The 22452-nt window shown below is 65.0% G+C and carries 14 protein-coding genes, 1 tRNA gene and 1 pseudogene; 10 read left to right on the forward strand and 6 right to left on the reverse strand.

From position 1 onward, the window contains the following. Positions 1 to 59 precede the first annotated feature (59 nt). Positions 60 to 245, forward strand: coding sequence for a hypothetical protein (locus tag ACVIJ6_RS04585; RefSeq protein WP_456771677.1), 186 nt, complete (start codon positions 60 to 62; stop codon positions 243 to 245). 809 nt (positions 246 to 1054) lie between these two features. Here the strand turns inward: ACVIJ6_RS04585 and ACVIJ6_RS04590 are convergent. Beyond that, positions 1055 to 1129 (reverse strand) — tRNA-Val (locus tag ACVIJ6_RS04590). A gap of 118 nt (positions 1130 to 1247) precedes the next feature. Beyond that, positions 1248 to 1607, reverse strand: a complete 360-nt coding sequence (gene cpdR, locus ACVIJ6_RS04595) for a cell cycle two-component system response regulator CpdR (RefSeq protein WP_006610087.1) — start codon at positions 1605 to 1607, stop codon at positions 1248 to 1250. A 329-nt stretch (positions 1608 to 1936) separates the two neighbouring features. On the opposite strand from cpdR, the gene ACVIJ6_RS04600 reads away from it, so the two are divergent. The 3 genes from ACVIJ6_RS04600 to ACVIJ6_RS04610 all read left to right on the forward strand — a co-directional run bounded on the left by ACVIJ6_RS04600 (position 1937) and on the right by ACVIJ6_RS04610 (position 6269). Continuing rightward, positions 1937 to 2821, forward strand: coding sequence for an N-formylglutamate amidohydrolase (locus ACVIJ6_RS04600; protein WP_456771678.1), 885 nt, complete (start codon positions 1937 to 1939; stop codon positions 2819 to 2821). Positions 2822 to 3316: 495 nt separating this feature from the next. Continuing rightward, a complete protein-coding gene (gene hisN, locus ACVIJ6_RS04605) occupies positions 3317 to 4102 on the forward strand; it encodes a histidinol-phosphatase (RefSeq protein WP_456771679.1) in 786 nt (261 codons plus the stop codon). A 196-nt stretch (positions 4103 to 4298) separates the two neighbouring features. Continuing rightward, on the forward strand, positions 4299 to 6269 hold the full coding sequence (locus ACVIJ6_RS04610; protein WP_456771680.1) for a methyl-accepting chemotaxis protein: 1971 nt from the start codon (positions 4299 to 4301) through the stop codon (positions 6267 to 6269). Between the two features lie 5 nt (positions 6270 to 6274). Here the strand turns inward: ACVIJ6_RS04610 and ACVIJ6_RS04615 are convergent, their stop codons facing one another. Next, positions 6275 to 7165 carry a LysR substrate-binding domain-containing protein gene (locus ACVIJ6_RS04615; RefSeq protein WP_456771681.1) on the reverse strand — a complete coding sequence of 297 codons (891 nt, stop codon included), beginning with the start codon at positions 7163 to 7165 and terminating at the stop codon, positions 6275 to 6277. 82 nt (positions 7166 to 7247) lie between these two features. On the opposite strand from ACVIJ6_RS04615, the gene ACVIJ6_RS04620 reads away from it, so the two are divergent. Further along, on the forward strand, positions 7248 to 8000 hold the full coding sequence (locus tag ACVIJ6_RS04620) for a sulfite exporter TauE/SafE family protein (RefSeq protein WP_456771682.1): 753 nt from the start codon (positions 7248 to 7250) through the stop codon (positions 7998 to 8000). Here the strand turns inward: ACVIJ6_RS04620 and ACVIJ6_RS04625 are convergent. Next, positions 8001 to 8643: pseudogene (locus ACVIJ6_RS04625) on the reverse strand (LysE family translocator). A 150-nt stretch (positions 8644 to 8793) separates the two neighbouring features. Here ACVIJ6_RS04625 and ACVIJ6_RS04630 point away from each other — a divergent pair. The 3 genes from ACVIJ6_RS04630 to ACVIJ6_RS04640 all read left to right on the forward strand — a co-directional run bounded on the left by ACVIJ6_RS04630 (position 8794) and on the right by ACVIJ6_RS04640 (position 15439). Further along, positions 8794 to 10539, forward strand: coding sequence for an adenylate/guanylate cyclase domain-containing protein (locus tag ACVIJ6_RS04630; protein WP_456771683.1), 1746 nt, complete (start codon positions 8794 to 8796; stop codon positions 10537 to 10539). A gap of 114 nt (positions 10540 to 10653) precedes the next feature. After that, the gene (locus ACVIJ6_RS04635) at positions 10654 to 12465 is read left to right on the forward strand and encodes an adenylate/guanylate cyclase domain-containing protein (RefSeq protein ID WP_456776901.1); all 1812 of its coding nucleotides are present in this window, start codon (positions 10654 to 10656) and stop codon (positions 12463 to 12465) included. A 163-nt stretch (positions 12466 to 12628) separates the two neighbouring features. Continuing rightward, positions 12629 to 15439, forward strand: a complete 2811-nt coding sequence (locus ACVIJ6_RS04640) for a di-heme-cytochrome C peroxidase (RefSeq protein WP_456771684.1) — start codon at positions 12629 to 12631, stop codon at positions 15437 to 15439. A gap of 47 nt (positions 15440 to 15486) precedes the next feature. Here ACVIJ6_RS04640 and ACVIJ6_RS04645 read toward each other — a convergent pair whose 3' ends face one another. Beyond that, positions 15487 to 18021 (reverse strand): YbcC family protein, encoded by a 2535-nt coding sequence (locus ACVIJ6_RS04645; RefSeq protein ID WP_456771685.1) that lies wholly within the window; start codon positions 18019 to 18021, stop codon positions 15487 to 15489. Continuing rightward, a complete protein-coding gene (locus tag ACVIJ6_RS04650) occupies positions 18018 to 19625 on the reverse strand; it encodes an NADH-quinone oxidoreductase subunit L (RefSeq protein ID WP_456771686.1) in 1608 nt (535 codons plus the stop codon). The genes ACVIJ6_RS04645 and ACVIJ6_RS04650 overlap by 4 nt, the downstream gene beginning before the upstream one ends. Before the next feature lie 116 nt (positions 19626 to 19741). On the opposite strand from ACVIJ6_RS04650, the gene ACVIJ6_RS04655 reads away from it, so the two are divergent. Together ACVIJ6_RS04655 and ACVIJ6_RS04660 are read left to right on the forward strand one after the other, a co-directional pair. Then, entirely contained in the window at positions 19742 to 20629 is an 888-nt protein-coding gene (locus ACVIJ6_RS04655) for a LysR family transcriptional regulator (RefSeq protein WP_456771687.1), read from the forward strand. Between the two features lie 706 nt (positions 20630 to 21335). Then, positions 21336 to 22292, forward strand: coding sequence for an IS481 family transposase (locus tag ACVIJ6_RS04660; RefSeq protein ID WP_456771688.1), 957 nt, complete (start codon positions 21336 to 21338; stop codon positions 22290 to 22292). Positions 22293 to 22452: the final 160 nt, after the last annotated feature.

Below are 22452 nucleotides of genomic sequence, written 5' to 3' on the forward strand. Positions count from 1 at the left end.
GCTCGCGGTGGAGATCAGCAGCGGACGTCGCCAGGATCAGCCCATTCGAATGACCCGCAATGACTGATGCTCCAAAGCTTCCCGAATGGCTCGCCGGCACCACGCGCAAGGATTGGCTGCGCGACGGCTACGCTATGACCGAGGAGCAGTGGGCAGATTTCGACTGGTCGCGCGCCTGGGTCGACATGGGGCCATCGCCGAGGTGGGTGCGCCCCGGGAAGACCGAGCGGTCCTGGGGAGCTTAGTCATTCGGTTCGGAGGATCTGCTTGGCGCCGAAGGTGACCGGCCATCAAAGCGCGTGCGCTGAGAAGATTGTTTCGTGAACCACTTCAAGCACATCACACCTGTCCAGATCTCCGGGCAAAAATTTGCTTCTTTCTTTTTTTCGGAAATCATGCTTTTCTTCGCCTCGTCCCGTCTCACACGAGGGGCGCTTCGCGATCGTCACGAACGTCGAGGCGGGATGCGGTGGGCGTGTTGCTGTCGCAGCGTGGTTCTCCATGCCGACGAACGGCGGCGATGCGCACGGTCAAGTCGCGTGGTCCTGACACCCCGATGCTGGTGTTACGCTTGCGTCGACGCTCGCGCGTCGCGTAGGCAACGGTGGCCAGAAAGCCCGGCGCACCGGGGAGATCGCGAAGCAGCCGTCAAAACCATCGCGCGGGGAATGCCGGGTGTTCTCGGCTGAACCTGTGGTGACTGCCGCCTGCTTTTTTTCTGCAGGCGGGCCATGGGTGCGGCCAGCGCCCGGCATTCCCCGTGCCCTCTTCACCGAAAGAGGGCGGTCGATCAGCAAAGCTCGGACGCGACAGCGCGCCGCGAGACAGCGAAGCCATGTCCTTTGATCATGCCGACAACGACAAGTTCGCCAAATCGGCCCAGCATGGGACCGTCCACCGGCATGCGGCTCCGCAGGCCTCGCGGTCGGCGCAGGGGCGCCTCCGCGGCCCGGCAAACCGCCGTCCGCCGACTATGTCAGCGCCTGGATCTCGGTGCTTGGTTTCTCGAAGATCGTGGCATGGACCGAGGTTCGGTCATCGGCCGTCTGGCCGATGGTGGGCACGACAGGGATCGAACCTGTGACCCCTACCATGTCAAGGTAGTGCTCTCCCGCTGAGCTACGTGCCCTAATCCAGAAGTCCGTTCGGGTGGGCGTCCCTATATCGGCTCCCACGCAGGCAGGCAAGGACGCAGAATGCCGAAATTGGGAATATTCCGCGCAACCGCGGCGTCGGCCCCCGGCGGCTCAGGCCGCCAGCATCTTGTTGACTTCGCTGACGAGCTCGCGCAGGTGCACCGGCTTGGACAGCACCTTGGCGTTCTTGGGCGCCTCCGAATCGGAGTTCAGGGCCACCGCAGCGAAGCCGGTGATGAACATGATCTTGATATCCGGGTCGAGTTCGGAGGCGCGGCGCGCCAGCTCGATGCCGTCCATCTCCGGCATCACGATGTCGGTCAGCAGCATCTCGAACGGCTCCTCGCGCAGCCTCTGATAGGCAGACATGCCGTTGTCGTGAGGCGAGACCTGGAACCCGGCATTTTCCAATGCCTTGACCAGGAAGCGGCGCATGTCGTTGTCGTCTTCGGCGAGCAGGATTTTGTGCATGGCGGGGAGTCGTCTGGTCCGGGTGAGAGCGGAGCGTTGCCGCCACTAAGCCTGACGGGCGGTAAATTTCGGGTGAAAGATTGTGCTTTCTGATCGGACATCGACAAGGCAATTTGAGGGCCGACCGGGTTTCTTCTGCCAGAGATCGTCGCCAGCTCAGAGTTGTTCCAAACCCACGATGAACTTTTTCCTTGTTTGCCACTTGGCAGATCGGCCCGGATTATCGAAGATGCCGTTTGGCAGAGAGCAGTGGCTCGCGTTGTCCAGCGCTTTTCGGCCGGAGCATACCGGCGCATCAACGGACGTGACCAAGGGGACGGCGCCCAGCGATGACGGAGTTTGATGGCGAATTGCCGCCGTTCGAGATCATGGAGCCTGCCACTTGGCGCGCGCCCATCATCTTCAATTCGCCCCACTCCGGTTCGGTCTATCCCGACGAGTTCCTCAGGGCGTCCCGAATCGATCTTCCGACCCTGCGGCGGTCCGAAGATTCGTTCATGGACGAGCTGATCGCAGACCTCTTGGCGCGCGGCTTTCCGACCGTCCGGGTGCATTTTCCGCGCTGCTATGTCGACGTCAACCGCGAGCCCTATGAGCTCGATCCGCGCATGTTCACCGGCCGGCTGCCGAGCTTCGCCAACACCCGCTCCATGCGCGTGGCCGGCGGCCTCGGCACCATCCCCCGCGTGGTCGGCGACGGCCAGGAGATCTATCGCGATCGCCTCAACGTCGACGAGGCGCTGCACCGCATCGAGACGCTTTATAAACCGTATCACCGCGCTCTGCGCCGGCTGATCAACCGGGTGCACCAGCGATTCGGCACCGTCATCCTGGTCGATTGTCATTCCATGCCCTCGGTCGGCGTGTCGCGCGACGAGCCGCGCCGGCCGGACATGGTGATCGGCGATCGCTACGGCACGAGCTGCGCCGCGCTGCTGCCGAACCTGTTCGAGGATGTGCTCGGCCGCCTCGGCTATTCGGTGGGCCGCAACAAGCCCTACGCGGGCGGCTTCATCACCGAGCATTACGGAAATCCGGCAAGCGGCCTGCACGCGATCCAGATCGAGCTCAACCGCGCGATCTACATGGACGAGCGGCGGCGTGAGCGCGGATCGCGCTTCGCGCAGGTCGCGTCGGATCTCACCGTTCTCGCCGAGGTGCTCGCGACCGTGCCGCTCGACGACCTCGGCCCGTTCCAGGCCGCGGCAGAATAAGCGGCGGAGACAGCGTCGGATCGCGCCTCGCCTGCGTGCAGCCTCCGGGCTGCGGGCAAAAAAAGGGCCGCTTGAATGACAAGCGGCCCAAGTCTAGGGAGGAAACGCCCAAGGAGGGCAGCGATAACGCGAAGCGCTACCGCACCGCAACAATATGCGGCCGCGCTGCACAAAACGCAAGGGTTTTTTCTCTCGATTCCCATGCAAAAAAACATAGGCCGGGTTGCGCTCAACGCGACCCAAGCCGGATTTTCATTTTAAATGTCAATAGGTTCATCAAAAAGTCTGATCAATCGAAAAATCCCCAGCGTGTTTCGATTTCGGTTTCGATTGGCCTCCCTCGACAGCCAACCCGCTGGCTTGCGAAACCGCTGCTCACCAAACGATATCCAAGATGCCAGGTCGTCGTTCCATCTCCGGATGCGCGGCCGGCAGCTTTGAGATAGGCATAACCGGCTCATCGTCTTCCGATTCCCTGCACCTGAAGGACGCGTTGTGACGGTCATCGACTTCTCAGCCTTTATCGGTCGCCTGGCGACCGCCTCGGGCGAAACCATCCTGCCGTTCTTCCGGACCTCGCTCTCGGTCGACAACAAGAGCAGCCGGCACGATTTCGATCCCGTCACCGAGGCCGACCGCGCCGCCGAGGCGGTGATGCGCCGCCTGATCAAGGCGAACTTTCCGCAGCACGGCATCGTCGGTGAGGAATTCGGCAATGAGCGCGAGGATGCCGACTATGTCTGGGTGCTCGATCCGATCGACGGCACCAAATCCTTCATTGCCGGCTTTCCGATCTGGGGTACGCTGATCGCGCTGCTGCACAAGGGCATCCCGGTGTTCGGCATGATGCATCAGCCCTTCATCGGCGAACGCTTTGCCGGCGACAATGGTTCGGCCAATTACAGGAATGCTGCCGGAGAGCGCCGGCTGTCGGTGCGCCGCTGCGAGCGGCTGCAGGACGCCGTCTGCTACACGACCAGCCCATTGCTGATGAACGAAGCCGATCGGGCCGCCTTCGCGCGCGCCGAATCCGAGGTCCGGCTGTCGCGCTATGGCGGCGACTGCTACTCCTATTGCATGCTGGCCGCCGGCCATCTCGATCTCGTCATCGAGACCGAGCTCAAGCCCTACGACATCGCCGCCCTGATCCCGATCATCAATGGCGCCGGCGGAATCGTCACCGACTGGGACGGCGGCCCGGCGCAGAATGGCGGGCGCATCATCGCCGCCGGCGACAAGCGCGTGCACGAGGCGGCATTGAAGCGTCTGGCTGCGGGATGACGAGATCGACTGCAATGGAGCGATGGCAGACCGAGTCGGGAGATTGAGCTTCGGCTCGTCGCGTAGAATTACGGAGAACGCACGTTACGATACATTGTTAACTGCGCATTGACCGCGTGTGCCTAGATTTTCTTCCAATTTGACGAGTACCCGCGGGATTGCGCGGCTGCACATTGATTCCAGGAAGGCATTTTCGATGGCCCGCATCAACTTCCGGCTCACGCATAAGATCATGGCCATCGCGCTCATCGGAGTGGCTGCTCTCGCCGTTTTTGGCGCGATCTACCTGGTCGGCGCGACGTCGCAGGAGGCCTCGCGGCAGCTGGCCGACAAGGCCCGCGCCGCTGCCGATCTCAACCAGAAGCTCCTCAACGATCTGCTCGAAGCGCGGCGCGCCGAAAAGGACTTCCTGCTCCGCCGTGACCAGAAATACACCGCGCGGCATACCGAGCTGAGTGCCGGCATCACACGCGAGCTCGATGCGCTTCGGACCACCAGCCGCGCGCTCGGCGACGCGGCTCTCGGCGCCAGGATCGACACGGTCAGCCAGGGATTTTCGACATACAGCACTGAATTCGGTGCCACTGAGCAGGCCGAGATTCGTCTCGGCCTCAACGAGACCCTCGGCCTGTCGGGCTCGCTGCGCTCGGCCGTGCATGACATCGAAGCCAAGCTGAAGGAGGTCAACGACCCCAGGCTCACGAGCGGCATGCTGATGCTGCGCCGGCATGAGAAGGATTTCATGCTGCGCCGCGACCCGAAATATGTCGCGGAGCTCAAGACGACGGCAGCCGAATTCGCCAAGGCCATCGCCAGCGCCGATATCGCAGCCGCGACCAAGGCAGACATCAACCAGAAGCTGGACAAATATCAGAAGGATTTCCTGTCCTGGGCGGACGGGTCGCAGGAGGCGGCGCGTCACAGTGCCGCGATGTCCAAGGCTTTCGCCGAGATCGAGCCCGTCATCGCCGAGATCGGCAACACCGTCGCGCAACATTATGCGTCGGCGCAGGCCGCCGAGGCCGAGACCGGCGATAAGGTCAAGCGTGGCATGCTGATCACGCTCGGCCTGTCGCTGCTCCTGGTCGGTTGCGTATCCTTCCTGATCGGCCGCGGCATCTCCACGGCGATCCGCAACATGGTGCAGGCCATGACGCGGCTTGCCGGGGGCGACGCTTCGATCCGGATTCCCGGCGTCGGCCGCCGTGACGAAATCGGCGAGATGGCCGGCGCCGTCGAGGTGTTCAAGACCAACATGATCGAGACCGAGCGGTTGCGCACCGAGCAGGCCGAGGTCGAACAGCGCCTCGCGCAGCAGCGCAAGGCGGACATGGCGGCGCTTGCCCAGAGCTTCGAGACGGCGGTCGGCGAGATCATCGAGACGGTGTCCTCCGCCTCGACCGAACTCGAAGCTTCGGCGACGACCCTGACCCGGAACGCCCAGCACGGCCAGTCGCTGGCAACGGCCGTCGCGTCGGCCTCCGAGGAAGCCGCGGCCGGCGTGCAGTCGGTCGCGTCAGCCACCGAGGAGCTGTCGGCCTCCGTCACCGAGATCAGCCGTCAGGTGCAGGAATCAGCTCGCATCGCCGGCGAGGCGGTCGGCCAGGCCCGCCGCACCAATGCGCGGGTCGGCGAGTTGTCGAGAGCGGCAACACGCATCGGCGACGTCGTCGAGCTCATCAACACCATCGCCGGCCAGACCAACCTGCTCGCGCTCAATGCCACGATCGAGGCGGCACGTGCGGGCGAAGCCGGCCGCGGCTTCGCCGTGGTCGCCGCCGAGGTCAAGGCGCTGGCCGAACAGACCGCAAAGGCCACCGGAGAAATCGGCCAGCAGATCGCGAGCATTCAGTCAGCTACTGCGGAGTCCGTCGATGTCATCCGCGAAGTCTCCAGCACGATCGAGCGGCTGTCGCAGATTTCAGCGACCATTGCGGCTGCCATCGAGCAGCAGGGCGCGGCGACCCAGGAGATTTCGCGCAACGTGCAGCACACGGCGCAGGGGACGCAGCGCGTCTCCGACAACATCGTCGAGGTCGAGCACGGCGCCACCGAGACCGGCTCCGCCTCGGCCCAGGTGCTGTCGGCTGCGCAATCGCTCTCGGAGGAGAGCAACCGCCTCAAGCTCGAGGTCGGTCGTTTCCTCGAGACGGTCCGCGCGGCATAGGCCGATCAGATGGCCGTCTTGCGCAGATGATCGACGAGCAGCTTGGCCGGGCGCGGCAGCGCCTTGAAGCTGCGGGCACAGATCACCAGCCTGCGATTGGACCAGGCATCGCGTAGCATGATGAGGCTGATCGGCATCGATCCCGCGCAGCGGCGTGCGGCCGCCTCGGGCACGACGGCGATGCCGACACCGGCCGCCACCATCTGGCAGATGGCATCGAAATCGCGCAGGCGCGCTCGGACATGCTGACGGATGCCGAGCCGCGCCGCATGCCTGCCGATATGGGCGTTGAGCGCTGTCCCCTGGGTCAGGCCGATGAAGTCCTGCCCGGCGGTCTCGCTGAAATCGATCTGCCGACGGCCGGCGAACGGGCTCCGGCGGCCCGCCACCAGGATCAGCCGGTCCTCGCCGAAGGCGAAGCGCTCGACCGTGTCGGGCAGCGCATGCTCCGCCGCGACACCGAGGTCGGCTCTGCCGGATACGATCGCTTCCGCAATGTCCGTGCTCTCGCGCTCCTCGACATCGACATTGATGTCCGGATGCTCGCGCAGGAACGCCGCCAATGCGCGCGGCAGATGCTCGGCGAGACCAACCGTGTTGGCGAGCAGTTGCACATTGGCCCGCAGCCCCGACGCAAAGCCCATCAGATCGCCCTGCATGGCCTCGACATTGGCGATGATGAGGCGGGCATGATCGAGCAGGCTTTCACCGGCCGCCGTCAGAGCGACACCGCGGCGCCCGCGCTTGAACAGCGCGATGCCGAACGCCTCTTCCAGCCCCTTGATGCGGGCGCTGGCCGACGCGAGCGCCAGATGGGCACGGTCGGCCCCGCCGGTGATGCTGCGGGCCTCGGCGACCGCGATGAACAACTTCAGGTCAACCAAATCAAAACGCATGTCCGCAGCCTCAGTCATTTCCGAAGGCAGGCTCCGTAAGCTCCACATTGTGCCGCAAGCACAGGTTGGTCAATGTCGCGCCATGGCCGATCCGCTTCTCATCTTCATCGCGTTCGCGCTGACGCTCGCCGGCTTCGTCAAGGGCGCGCTCGGCCTCGGCCTGCCGACCATTTCGGTCGGCTTGCTCGCCATCGCCATGCCGCCCGGCCGGGCGCTGGCGATCGTCATCGTTCCTGCGGTCGTCACCAACATCTGGCAGACCTTCGCCGGCCCCTATCTTCGCGATATCGCCAAGCGGCTTTGGCCGCTGATGGCAGGCACCGCGATCGGGATCTGCCTCAATGCCGGAGCTCTCAGCCACGGCTCCACCCGTTATGGCAACGTCGCGCTCGGCGTGCTGCTGACGGTCTATGCCACGCTCGGTCTCACCCGGCTCGCCTTCAAGGTCACGCGCCCTCACGAGAAGTGGGTGGGCGGGATCGTTGGCCTCCTGACCGGGCTGATCTCGGCCGCCACCGGCGTGCAGGTGGTGCCCTCGGTGCCCTACATGCAGGCGATCGGGCTCGAAAAGGACGAGTTGGTCCAGGCGCTCGGGGTCTTCTTCACGGTCGCCACCCTGACACTCGCGTTCAACCTGACGAATTCCGGCCTGCTCAGCACGGCGATCGCCTTGCCCGGTACGGTCGCGATGATCAGCGCGTTCCTCGGCATGGCCGTGGGCCAGGCAGCGCGCGCGCGATTGCCTGCCGAGGCCTTTCGCCGTGTTTTCCTGATCGCGATGATCTTGCTTGGTCTCTATCTTGCCGGGAGCGCCCTTATCGCGCTCACATGGTGATCAACGCGCCTCCAGCAGGGCGATACGGACACCGAGATAAACGAACAGGCCGCCGATCGCCCGATTGACCCAGACCAGCGCCGACGAACGCCGGACCCGGCGCGCGGTTCGCGCCGCCACGGCGGCAACGCCGAGGCACCACAGCGTCGAGTTGACGATGAAGATCGTGCCGAGCAGCAGAAAGGCGACGGGCTTGAGGGCCGCATCGGCGGCGACGAACTGCGGGATGAAGGCCAGGAAGAACATCGCAACCTTCGGATTGAGAACGTTGGTGAGCGCGCCCTGCCAGAACACCTGGCGTAACGATGCGTCAGCAGCAGCGGCCGGGGCGTCCGCCTCGGCAGCAGCTTCCGGCGGGCGCGCGAACAATTGTGTGAAGCCGAGATAGACGAGATAGGCCGCTCCTGCCCACTTCACGGCCGCAAAGGCGGTGGCCGACGCCATCAGCAGCGCCGACAGGCCGATCGCGCTTGCAAAGACGTGGACCAGGCAGCCCGTGCTGATGCCAGAGGGCGGCCGCAGCGCCTCCGCGCCATCCCATCTGAACGCTACGGCCGACGATATAGGCCGTGTCCGGACCTGGGGTCATGTTCAGCACCAGACCGGATAGCAGGAACAGCAGCGGATCGTGAATTCCCAGCATGGTTGAACATTTCCTACCAGTGTGTCTCACCGAGACTGAATGATCATTGCTGTTTTCGAGGTGATCGTTCAAGCCGGCGTCGTTGCCCCCGGAAAAGAAATGGATTTGGCCGCCCCTGGCGTGGTATGCGCGAGGCGGGAGCACGACGTGATGGATAGACGCCTGGCCGCCATCGTTTGCGCTGACGTCGCCGGCTACTCGCGGATGATGGGAATTGACGAGGCCGGCACCCATGCCGCCTTCAAGGCTCACCGCGCCGCCATCCACCCCCTGATCCTCAACCACGCCGGACGCATCGTCAAACACACCGGCGACGGCTTCCTCCTCGAATTTTCAAGCATTGTCGGCGCCATTCAATTTGGCCTGGACATGCAGTCACTGATGGCAGATCGCAACGCCGACCTGCCGGCAGAGCGCAACATGCGTTTCCGCGTCGGCATCCACATTGGCGAGGTGATCATCGACGAGGAGGAGGTGTTCGGAGAAGGCGTCAACATCGCTGTCCGCCTGGAGGCCGTCGCGCCGCCCGGCGGCGTCGCGGTTTCTGCCAGGGCCCATGATGAGGCCAGCAAACATCTCTCTGTAAGCCTCACCGATTCCGGCGTCGTCCGCCTCAAAACCATTGAAGAGCCGATGCAGGTGTGGACCTGGACGGCGGGGGGCGAGACGGGCAAGCAGGATGGCTCCCGAGGCAGTTCCGGCTCACTGAACTATCGGACGGCCATTGTCGGCGTTCTGCCCTTCGTGAACCTCGCCGACGCCGCCGATGAATATCTCGCCGATGGGCTCGCCGACGACCTCATTCACGCGCTGTCGCTGCAATCCTTCTTTCGCGTCCTCAGCCGCACCTCGACCTTCGCGTTCCGCGACCGCGCGCTCAGCCCTCGCCTGATCGCCCGCGAGATCGACGCTACCTATCTGATCCAAGGCACGGTCCGTCGCTCCGATGCCAAGATCCGCGTGACGGCGAAACTGATCGCGCCCGAGACGGGCGAGCAGCTGTGGACCGGCCGTTACGACCGCGACATGGGCGACCTGTTCACAGTGCAAGACGAGATCACCACCAGCCTGTGCGCCGCGCTGATGCCTGAGATTTATCGCGCGGAGGCGTCCGTGCCGACCCGCTCGCAGACGACGGATGCGACGGCGTGGGATCGCTTCCTGAGAGGCCTGTCGCACTATTATCGTCCTACCAAGGCCGACTATGAGAGATCGATCGCGCTGTTTCGCGAAGCCATTGCGCTCGATCCGACGCTGGGCATCGCGCATGCCTATCTTGCGACCATCCTGATGCAGGGAATCAGCTTTGGCTGGATCAAGGGATCGCGCGAGCTCTGGAACGAGGCCCTGGCTCTGGCGCTGTCCGGCGTGCGGCTCGACCCGCGCTCGTCCTTTTCCTACGCCATTCTGGCTTTCATTCATGCGATGGAGGGCGCCCATGACGAGGGCCTGAAGGCCGCCCGCAAGGCCACCGAGCTGAACGCCTATGACAGCGGCGCTCGAGGGGTTCTCGGCCTCTGCCACATGGTCATCGGCGAGCATCAAAAGGCGATCGAGCTGTTCTCCGTCGCCGCCCAACGCGGCAACAGCGATCCCCGCTATCAATGGCCGGCGCTGAATGCTTACAGCCATTACCTGCTCGGCCGCTACGACGCGGCGCTGTCCTGGGCCCGGGAGGAGCTGTTCCTCTACCCGAATCATCTCCAGGCCCTGACAATTCGGGCTGCGACCTTGGCACAGCTGGGCGAGAACGACGAGGCCCGCCATGCGGTTGGCGCCGTGAGCGAGCGCTACCCCTGGCTGACGCTGGACCGCCACATGAAGAATATTCGCTGGAAAAACCAGCACGATATCGCCCATTATCGCGACGGGCTGATGAAGGCAGGCTTGAAATAGGTCTAATTGTGAGCCGCGCTGCTGCGCGGCCATATGTCCTGCGGATTTTTGACCCAAAATCATGGATTTCAGTGGGAATGTCGTGGTATCGCCCAACGTGAGAGCGAGGAAGCAATGGAGAGACGACTGGCCGCCATTGTCTGTGCCGATGTGGCCGGTTATGCGCGGATGATGGGCGCCGACGAGGCCGGAACCCACGCCGCCTTCAAAGCCCATCGCAGCGCCATTCACCCGATCATCCTTAATCACGGCGGCCGTGTGGTGAAGAGCACGGGCGACGGATTTCTGGTGGAATTTCCGAGCATCGTCGGCGCTATTGAAGCTGCGGTCGAAATGCAGCAGCTGATGGCCGAGCGAAACTCTCACCTGCCGGCCGACCGGGTCATGCAATTCCGGATCGGCGTGAACATGGGCGACATCATCGTCGACGAAGGCGAAGTGTTCGGCGACGGGGTCAACACCGCCGTGCGCCTGGAGGCGGCGGCCCAGCCGGGCGGAATTGCGGTTTCCGAGAAAGCCTATCTGGAGGCCAGCAAGCACCTCAAGGTCGTGTTCGTCGACGGCGGCCCGTTCCGTTTTAAGAATATCGAGGAAACGATCCACGTCTGGACCTGGGCCCCGGGGGCCGACAAGGGCCGGGAACCTCGATCGACCTCCGGGCTGCCGCCGCAATATCGAACGGCCATTGTCGGCGTGCTCCCCTTCGTCAATCTGAGCGACGAGAGCGACGATTATTTCTCCGACGGCCTGGCCGAAGACCTGATCCACGCGCTGTCGCTGCAATCCTTCTTCCGGGTGCTCAGTCGGAACTCCACCTTCGTGTTCAAGAAGGCGGGCCTGAGCGCCCGCCTGATCGCCCGGGAGATCGACGCGACCTACCTGATCCAGGGGTCCGTCCGGCGTGCCGGCAGCAAGGTCAGGGTCAACGCGGAGTTAATCACGCCGGAAAGCGGGGAGCAGCTGTGGGTCGGGCGTTATGACCGCAATATCGGCGATCTGTTCGCGGTGCAGGACGACATCACCGCCAACCTGTGCACCGCGTTGATTCCGGAGATCTACCGCGCCGAGGCCTCGGTACCGGTTCGCCTCCTCAACACCGATCTCACCGCCTGGGACCGGTTCCTGCGTGGGCTTTCGCATTATTATCGGCCCACCAAATCGGATTACGAGCGCTCGATCGCCCTGTTTCGCGAAGCCATTGCGCTCGATCCGGGGCTCGCGATCGCCCACGCTTATCTGGGGACGATCCTGCTGCAGGGCATTCACTTCGGCTGGATCAGGAACACGCGCGAATTGTGGGACGAGGCCATGGCGCTGGCCGAAGCCAGCGTTCGTCTCGATCCGCGGGCGTCCTTCTCCTACTCATTGCTGGCTTACGTCCATGCCATGCAGGGCCATGTGGAGGCCGGCACCGAGGCTGCCGAAAAGGCGTTGCGGCTGAACTCCTATGACATGGGTGCCCGTGGCGTGCTCGGCGTCTGTCACTTCGTGAAAGGCAATCATCGCGAGGCCATCGACCTGTTCTCAGTCGCCGCCCAGCGCGGTAACAGCGATCCGCGCTATCAATGGTCGGTGCTGAGCGCCTTCAGCCATTATCTGCTTGGACAATACGACGCGGCGCTGTCCTGGGCACGCGAGTCGCACTACCAGAATCCCAACCACCTGCAGTGCCTTTCGATCCAGGCCGCCGCCCTGGCTCAACTCGACCGGACGGCGGAGGCCGCTGACGCGGTCACAGGCTTCCTGCGCGTTTATCCCTGGATGACCGTCGAACGGCTGATCAGCAATCTGCGCTGGCGCAATCCGGCCGACATCGCGCATTACCGCGACGGGCTCGTGAAGGCTGGCATCCCCCTGACGAAGCTGACTTTGATAGAGACCAAGGCGAAATTCGGCACGGGCAGCGCGCAGTCGACGCACGGCTGACGACCTGTAGTTGACACGACTGCAAGTTACGCCATCATTCATGATTGCATTGTAGCGTTGAGAATGCGTCGCTCGGTCCGCGCTTCCGCGCCGGTCTTCAAGCGACATTTCCGTTTCCGTCGTTTCGTTTTCATGACTCGCTGCATTCCAAGGATGTCATTCGATGCAAGAAGATCGCGTCCGCGTCCGTGACGCCCTGCCGGAACAGATTCCGGTGTCGCCCGACAATCCCTGCCCTTTTCTCCGGGCCCTCGTGGCTGGCGGCTTTGTGAATGGCCACACCGTGCCGCTCAAGACGATCTCCGCCCGGATCGAGGCGGCGAGCGGCGAGACGGGCTTCAGGAAGCGTATCGTCGGGATCGAGACCTTCGGAGTCGCGCTGATCGCCAACGGTCTGTCACCGCTGCGCCTGCTGAAAAGCCTGTTCTCCGGCGCCGATCTCGACGAGTTGCGCAACGGGCCGCTCGACAAGCATGGCGGCGGCTCGCGCATCCTCGATGCAAAGGCGGTTGTTCATCCGGAGGAGATCGACCGGCTCGCGAGCTTCGGCAGCGACTATCCCGATCCCAATGGCGGCACCGAGCGCGGCCTGAACGCGGCGCAGATCCAGACCTTCATGAAGGCCAATCTGAAGCGCGACGGCGACAAAGCGCGCTGGTACTATCCCCTGTTGATGCAGGGCGAATGGCCGGTGCTGCTGCGCGTGATCGGCAATGGCGACGGCGACAACCGCTATCTGTCGGTTGCCGAGGTCCGCACCCTGTTCGTCGAGCGTCGCCTTCCCCAGCGCATCGTGGGGCGCCTGACCGCCAAGCCGCAGCCCGCCAACATCATCATGCGGATCGGCAAGGCACTGCTCGGCGGAGCCATCGCCGCAGCCGTCGTGCTGTTCCTGGCGTGGGTCGCCGCCCCCGATGCGGTCAGCGACCGGCTGAGCGCGGTGCTGCCGGCGAAGGCTGCCGCCCTGATCCCGCCAGCCCTGCCCCAGACCCAGCCGACCCAGGCGGCCTACTGGCTCGACCAGGGCTGGACCACCAAGGACCGGCATTGGTTTCATCACGTGACCCAGGGCACCGCGACCTTCCCGATCCCCTACGATTGGTTCATGGCGATGGAGCAGCCTTATCTGTCGCTGTTCGGCGCGCCTGGCCTCATCTCCGATACCGCCTATCTCGAACGCTTCGGCTTCATCCCGAGCCCCAAAAGCGTCGACGGCGAGCCCAGCGCGCTGCAGCCGTTCGGCTACGGCCCCAACGCGACCGCCAAGACCGACCTCGCCCCCGCGCTTCCGGCCGGGCTGAAGCCGACCCCCGCCGGCAATCAAGGCGGTTTGCCGGTCGGCTTTGCGCGACTCAGCGGCGTAACCAATCCCGCGAACGGCGCGCCTGAGCCCGACAAGATCGGCCTGACCTGCGCGGCCTGTCACACCGGCAGCATCCACTACAAGGGCGTGAGCGTCCGCTTCGACGGCGGCCCAGGCATGGTCGACCTGCGCAAGCTCGAAGAGGCGATGGGCTTTGCGATGATCTTCACGCAATATGTGCCCGGTCGCTTCTCGCGCTTCGCCGAACGCGTGCTCGGGCCCAACGCGACCGACGCCGAACGCGAGACCTTGAAGAAGGGACTGAAGACTGCCACTGACTTCGCCCTCACGATGCAGGCCAAGAACTACCAGACTGCAATCGCGGCCAAGGGGCAGACCGAGACGATGGAGGGCTTCGGCCGGCTCGATGCGCTGAACCGCATCGGCAACCAGGTCTTCTACCTCGACATGGCGATCAGCGGACTGCCGAACATGCTCGGCAATCAAGAGGCCATCGACGCGCCGGTCTCCTATCCGCCGATCTGGACCGTGCCGTGGTTTTCCTGGGCGCAGTATGACGGCTCGATCGCGCAGCCTTTGATCCGCAATGCCGGCGAGGCGCTGGGCGTGTCTGCGGAAATCAACTTTTCGCCCGAGCCGGCGAGCAACCGACTCTGGCGCTCGTCGATGGCGGTCGAAAACCTGCTGCACATCGAGGACATGCTGCGCGGCCCCGATCCGTTCGCAACCACGACGCCTGCATTCGGCGGTCTGACGTCGCCAAAATGGCCGGACAAGCTGTTCCCCGACGACGAGGCCTGGAAGATCAAGACAGCGCGCGTCGAGAACGGCCGCAAGCTCTATGCGACGATCTGCGTCGAGTGCCATCTCGGCCCGGTGGCCGACACCGTCTTCGACAAGACCTATCCGGACAAGAGCTTCTGGAAGATCAAGCCGCGGGACGATTGGGAAAGCAAGGGCTGGAACGCGAAGGGGCCGATCCTCGACCTGGTGCAGAAGCCGGTCGAGGTGATGCAGACCGATCCCGGCCAGGCCAGCATCCTCGCCAACCGCAAGGTCAAGGTGCCCGGCTTCCTCGACGTCGACCCGGCCAAGGACTTGAAGGGGTGCGGCCTGCCCCAGGGCTCGACCACCGAGATGTCCTATGCGCTGGCGCTGATGGCTGTCGTGCAGAAGGCGAGCGACAAATGGATGGAGGACCGCAAGCTCTCCGCGGCCGAGCAGGCGGCGCTGTGGGGCGATCGCAAGAACTGCCCCAATCCGGCTGGCAACACCTATCGCGCCCGGCCGCTCAACGGCGTCTGGGCGACCGCGCCCTATCTGCACAACGGCTCGGTCCCCTCGCTGTACTGGCTGTTGACGCCGGCCGCCGAGCGACCAACCTCGTTCTGCCAGGGTGGCGGCCGCGACTATGATCCTGTCCATGTCGGCTTCGACGTGCCGAAGAGCGGAGAGACGTCGTGCAAGGTCGGCCAGTCGCTGTTCGCTGCCAAGGACTCCAGCGGCAAGCCGATCAAGGGCAACAGCACGCTCGGCCATTCCTTCGAGGGGCCCGCGAAGCCCAACAAGGACTATCCGAACGGAATCATCGGCGGCGCCTTCTCCGAGGACGAGCGCTGGGACCTGATCGAGTATCTGAAAACGCTGTGAGACGACGACGCGGCGCGCCTTGCTCATCCCGGGGCGCGCCAGCGAGCTCATGTCGCCCTCCACTCGCCCGGCCGGACGCAGCGGCGGATGGTCGCGCCGTGATCGCTGAGGGAATGCAGCATCACCCAGCCATTGGCGACGAGGTCCCGCACGCCGGGCTGGCGCTGCATGATCTCGTCCATCGCGCTCTCCGGCGCCGCGATGAAGACGTTCAACCGAACCGGCTCGTGGACGAGGCGCGTGCCGTCATGCACCGATTGCCAGGGCAAACCGACCCTGAGGTCGCCGGCATTGCCTTCGAGCACGCCGAGCTGACCGACGATGTTGTGCAGCACCTTGTTGCCGCTGCCGAAGGCCGCGTTGTTCACCGTCGACCCGAAATATTGCAGATTGATCCAGCTCGCGACCACCATCGGCGCCGTCATGATCAGTTCGAGCGCGCGATGGCCGTCGTCGCGCTCGGCCTCGTAGGAGTGCAGGAACGATCGACCGCCGAGGTCGAGCCCGCGGGTGAAGCTGCGCGGCGCGGCGATGAAGGCGCAATTGCCGGCAAGCCCCCATTCCGGCCGCACCTGCGACCAGTCGCGGCTGCGCGCGATCACGGCGGCGTCGACCGCGGATTTCTCGGGAATGCCGAGCAATGCGCTGCGCTCGAGCCGCGCCAGCCGCGCCGCCTCAGCGAGCCGGGCCTTCAGCCGCGCCAGGTCCTGCGCGAGAGCGGCCGGAACGTCGTCCTCGTCGAACACGGTCACGGCATCGGTGGTCGTGTCATGCAGCGCGCCGAGGAACCAGCAATCCGCCGGGATGTCGATTCCCTTGGCGCGCAAGCCGTCACGGACGCGCGGATCGTTGAGGACGGCGGCCGCGACGCGCGCATTGGCCTCGCCGGTGTGGCCGCCGCAGGCGCCACAGTCGAGCCCCGAGGCGTGCGGGTTGTTGACCGTGGTGCTGCCATGGCCGGCCAGCAGCACCAGCCGCGCGAACGGCCCGGTCAGCGACATCGCCTTCAGCACCGCCTCCGCCATCGCCACGCGCTGTACGTCATTGAAGCCGGTGACGCGCCCGCCGAGTTCGCCCGGGGCCAGCCGCGGCATCACCCGCGCGGCGATCTCCGGGTCGAGACCGTCGACGACGGGCGACGGCACCGGGCGGGTCACGCCGGCGCTGTCGGTCGCGATCTTGGCGGCGAAGCCGAGGCCGGCGGTCTCGACGAAGGAGAACGAGGACACCGCCGAGACCTTGAACGACTTCCACGCCTTGGCCGCCCGCCGCCGCAGCAGCCGCAGGCCGAGCACCTCGGCCTGCTCGACATCATCGGCGTCCTTGACGGCCTCGCAGACGATGAAGGCAGGCTTGAGCAGCACCGGGCATTGCGCGCCGCCTCTGCTGTGGCCGATCGGGACATATTCGATCGGAAAGCCGAAGAATCCGGCGAAGCCGATCGTCTCGGCCTCCGGATAGGCCGTCTCCAACGCCCGCCGGAAGATCTCCGACCGCACGTCGATGCAGAACGCGGCCTGCACCGGAGGACGCGCGGGCAGCCGCGCCACCGCCGCACCCGTGCCGTGGCCGGCGAGCCTGGCGATCAGCTGGTCGCGAATGGCGATCTCATAGGCCTCGTGCAGCACGAGATCGACGGCAAGCTCCGGTGTCTCGTCGAGCCATTGATCGTCCGGCAGCTTCGCAGCCTCCTCCATCGCCTGCGCCCAGGCGATCTTGAACGCGGCGTCGGTGCGGGCCTGGAACAGCGCGTAGCCCCAGGCGAGCCGGATCGCGAGCAGCTCGACGAGCGTGTCGTCGCGCTGGCCATCGAGTTCGGCGCTCCAACCGATGTAGCGCGCATAGGCCGACCAGCCGCCGATGTCGAACAGCGCCCGCACCAGATAGTCCTCGACCGCCCGCTCGGGAATTCCGAGCCGGGCGGTGATGAGGCCGATCGCCTGCACCGGATCGGCGGGCAGCCCGGCGATGGCGTTCCGGAATCCCGTGAGGCCCATGACCTCGGGATTGCGATCGTAGGCGGCCAGCTTGCGCCAGGCAGCGTAGGGCTTCAGCCTGCGCACCGGGCTTGGCCAGCTCGCCTGGCCCTCGTCGAAATAACCGGCGCAGAACGCTGAGATCTCGTCGATCATGAACGCGACCAGCGAGACATAGCGATCGCCTTCGGCGAGCCGGTCAAGCACCTCGGCAACCGTCGCGACCACCGCTGCGGGCGACGACGGAGCTGCCATGGCCAGCGCCTTCTGCTTGAGCTGCTCGACGTCGAGCCCGGTCGAGGGGTGAACGTCGAGCGCGCGCGCCAGCGCGGCGTCGTCGATCCGGCCGTCGTCCAACGCCTGGCGATAGAACGCGCGCGGCATCAAGATCCGCGTGCGCACCACCCGCTCGAAGGTGGCGGCCGTCGCGGCGAAGCTCTGGCCGGTGAAGCCGAGGAAGGGATTGACCGCAACGAAGTGCTTCAGGGGCCATAGCGGCGCGACCCGCTGGCAAGCGCTATCGATGCACGCCTTGAGCCGTGCATCCGTGGCGGTGTCGACCGGATCGGTCGCGGTGATAGACATTGCGAGGGCGGTCTGGGTCATCGGACTCTCAAAGGATTGGGGGGGGTGACTGTCCGCGAGGTCGCGCTGCGCGGCCACAGCGTCAGCACCAGACGGTTGGCGAGCGTATTGAGGTAGAGCCCGTTGCGGAGGTGAACGTAGGCCGCGATCCAGAATGGCGCGTCGGCGCGGCGCATCATCTGGTTTTGGAACACGGTCACGGCCGCGAACGAGACCACGACGGCGGCTGCGATCAGCATCGGCACGACGCCCTCGACCGGGCGCGACGCCGGGATGCTGCCGCCGACCAGCCACGCCATCGCGGTCTGCAGCGCGAAATAGGCGATGGCGACACCGGCCGCCGTCACGGCGGCGCGGACGATGACGAAGGCGTTGGGCCGCTCATCGATGGCATTGGCCATCAGATGCACCAGCCCCATCAGCAGCACCGAGCCCAGCGCGACCTGCGCCGGATTGCTGCGCAGGGTCATGCCGAAGGCGAGCCCGGTCAGCAGCGCCAGCGCGATGACGCCGGCGAGCGCCAGGATCAGCCGCGCCGCATGCGGCTGGCCGCCGGGGCTCGGCGTCCAGGAGGCGCGGGCGAGGTCGATGATGCTGCCCGACGACAGGAAGGCATGCGCCTTGTAAAGCGAGTGCGCCACGATGTGCAGCAGCGCCGCCGAGAAGGCCCCGAGCCCGCATTGCAGCAGCATGAAGCCCATCTGCGCCACCGTCGAATAGGCCAGCTGCACCTTCACCGAGGTCTGCGTCAGCATCACCAGCGAGCCGAACAGCGCGGTGGCGCCGCCGATCACCGCGAGCACGTCGAGCGCCGGCGTCGCCAGCAGCAGCACGTCGCTGAGGCGCAGCACCAGGAAGCCGCCGGCATTGATGATGCCGGCATGCAGCAGCGCCGACACCGGCGTCGGCGTCTCCATCACCTCGATGAGCCAGCCATGCAGCGGCAGCTGGGCGGATTTGAGCATCGCCGTCGCGACGATCAGCAGCGCTGCGACGGTCACGAGCGCCGATCCCGCGCCCGTTCCGCTGCGGGCTTGCGCGGCGAGGCTGCCGATCTCGAGCGTGCCGAACTGGATGTAAAGCAGCAGCGCAGCGACCGCGAGGAAGGCGTCGCCGAGCCGGCTCGCGACGAACTTCTTGCGCGAGGCCCGGATCGCGGCAGGGCGCGTGCCGTAGAACAGCAGCAGCTTGCCGAGCGACAGGCTGGTGGCGATCCAGGCGGCGAGCAGCAGCACCACATTGCCCGAGATCGGCAAGGTCAGCACCGCGGCCAGGGTGAGCAGCAGCCAGCGCATGAACTTCACCTGACCCGGATCGCCGTCGAGATAGTTGCGGCTGTAGCGGACGACGACCAGGCCGATGAAGCTGACCAATATGATGAGGATCGCGCCGAGCGCATCGAGCTGCAGCGACAGGCCGAGCCCATGGCCGCCCAGCAGTGGCGTCCGCCCTGCCCCGACAAGGGCTGCGCCAAGGCTCGCCACCGTGGCGAGGACGAAGGCGAGCGCGGCGGCCGCGATCGCGTTGCGGGCGACTGTTCTGGTGCTGCCGCCGGTCCCGGCGAGCGCGGCGACCGCGAGCGTGAGCGGCGCAAGCGCCGCAAGACAGGGAAGGAACTGGTTCATGGCGGCCCGGTCGGTTGATCACACAGGGGACGATTTCACCTCTCCTTTACCGGCTGCGGTTCATTCTTAAAATTTCAATCATTGAACCTAATCGTTATAAAATATAGAACGATCGCATGCCGCACCTGAACTACCACCATCTGCGCTATTTCTGGATCATCGCCAGCGAAGGCAGCATGAGCCGCGCTGCGCAGCGCCTCAACGTCTCGCCCTCCTCGCTGTCGGTTCAGGTCAAGGCGCTGGAGGAGCAGCTCGGGCAGAAGCTGTTCGAGCGTACCGGCCGCACCCTGCAACTGACCGAGGCGGGGCGGATCGCGCTCGATTATGCCGGCAGCGTGTTCAAGTCAGGCCATGAGCTGATCGAGACCCTGTCGGGCCTGCGTCCCGGACGGCAACTGCTGCGGGTCGGCGCAGCGGCGAACCTGTCGCGCAACTTCCAGATCGCATTTCTGAAGCCGCTGATCGGACGAAGCGATGTCGAGCTGATCATCCGCACCGGCCAGTTCAGCGACCTGTTGGAGCAGCTCGACGGCCACAAGCTCGACCTCGTGCTCGCCAACCATCCGGCAGCGCCGGACACGCGCAGCAGTTTCGAGAACACGCTGATCGACGAGCAGCGCGTCAGCCTGGTCAGCCGCAAGCCGGCCAAGGCCGCCCGCTTCCGCTTTCCGCAGGATCTCGCCACGATGCCGGTGATCCTGCCCGGCCGCGGCAGCGCGCTGCGCTCGGCCTTCGATGCGCTGGTCGGCGGAAGCGGCATCCGTCCGGTCATCGCCGCCGAGGTCGATGACATGGCGATGCTGCGCCTGATGGCCCGCGAGAGCGGCACCGTCACATTGGTGCCCTCGATCGTCGTGATCGACGAGCTGCGGACCGGCGTGCTGGTCGAACGCGCGCGGTTGAGCGCGCTGAAGGAGCAGTTCTTCGCCGTGAGCCAGCAGCGCCGCTATCCGAACCCGCTGGTTGCGGAGCTGATCGGAGCGCGCGGTAAGAAGGCAGGTTGAGCTCTCGCGAACGAGACCTCGCCATGGGGCTCGGCGCGTAGGGTGGGCAAAGGCGCGCACGACGCTGCTGACCTCGTTCTCGATGTCCGGCGCGCCGTGCCCACCGTCGCCAACCGGGTAGAAGATGGTGGGTAAGGCGCCCAGCAACGGCGCAAGCTGCAACAGCTCCCAGGCGCCTTTGCCCACCCTACGAACTACGGACTATTAGTTGTCGTCATACCCCGGTTTGTCCCGGGCATCCACGTCCTGCCGCGGGCGTAGATCGACGTGGATGGCCGGGACAAGCCCGGCCATGACGTCGTGGAAACGACGCCGATCGCACGCTTATATGCCATATGCGGCGCGCCGCTACTAGGCGACACGGTCTTTCCTACACGGATGTCAAACAGCAACGAGGACATGGGATCGCGCCTCGCGGCGTGATCCGCCCGAGCTTTGCGCAGCATCGCCCTCGTGAATGACGGGAGGGCGCAGGGAAGGCCGGACCTCGACTGAGGCCCGTGGCCCCCGTGCGACAAAGAATGCACGGGGCAGGAACCACAGGTTCAGCCGGACGACCCGGCCTTCCCTGCGCGATGGCGTTACGATTTATACGCGATCTCCCCGGTGTCCGGCTTGATAGCTGTGGTCTTCCAGGAGGTTGTCCATCCGGTCTGAACCGAGGAAGCTGAGGTTGCGAAGCTTCAGTGTTCCAAGGAGAGACCAGATGGACGTCCACAAGAATGCGCCTATGACACCGAAAGGTCGAGAGGCGATGGTGCGCAGTGTCGTAGACGGTGGGCTGAGCTATGCTGAAGCTGCTTACCAGTACAATACGACGCCGAAGACCGTAGCCAAATGGGTGAGGCGGTTCCGCGAGGAAGGTGTCGAGGGATTGCTCGATCGCTCCTCCAGACCGCACTCATCGCCAGGCCAAACCACTGCTGCCACATGTACCGCTATCGAGGCTCTGCGCCGTCAGCGCCACACCGGCAAGCAGATTGCGGCTGAGGTTAAGGTGTCGCCGGCCACGGTCAGCCGCGTTCTGCGACGGCTGGGGCTGAACCGAATCCGTGATCTGGAGCCGATCGAACCGGTGCGTCGCTATGAGCACGCTGCGCCCGGCGAGATGATCCATATCGATATCAAAAAGCTCGGCCGTTTCGCGCAAAGCGGCCATCGCGTCACCGGTAATCGGAACGGTTATAGTCATTGTCGCGGTCTTGGCTGGGAGTACATGCATGTCTGCATCGATGACCACTCCCGTGTCGCTTTTTCACAGCTCAAGCCGGATCAGACCGCCGAGAGTGCTGTTGCGTTTCTCAAGGCCGCTGTCGCTCACTACAAGAGCTTGGGCGTTACCGTCACCCGCGTCATGACTGACAACGGAGGCTGCTATATCGGCTTCGATTTCGATAAGGCCTGCCGCGATATTGGTCTCAAGCATATCCGCACCAAGCCCTACACGCCCAGAACCAATGGCAAGGCTGAACGCTTTATCCAGACAGCGCTCCGGGAGTGGGCTTATGCACACACCTATCCCACTTCCGATCAGCGCGCCGCGCAACTGCCCATCTGGCTGCACCAGTATAATTGGCACCGGCCTCACGGCGGCATAAACTCCCAGCCGCCTATCAGCAGACTCGGTTTAACCGAGGACAACCTCCTGAGGCTCCACAGATAGCCACCGTCGCCTGCGCGCTTCGTCAAGACAGCGCAGCGGGCTTGACGCCAGCATCGGGGCGCCAGGACCACGCGATTTCACCGTGCGCAGCGTGTCGTTCGTCGGCATGATTGATCACGCTGCGACCCGCCGCACCCACCGCATCCAGCTCCCCACGCTC

This window comes from Bradyrhizobium sp. USDA 4369 (assembly GCF_054056435.1).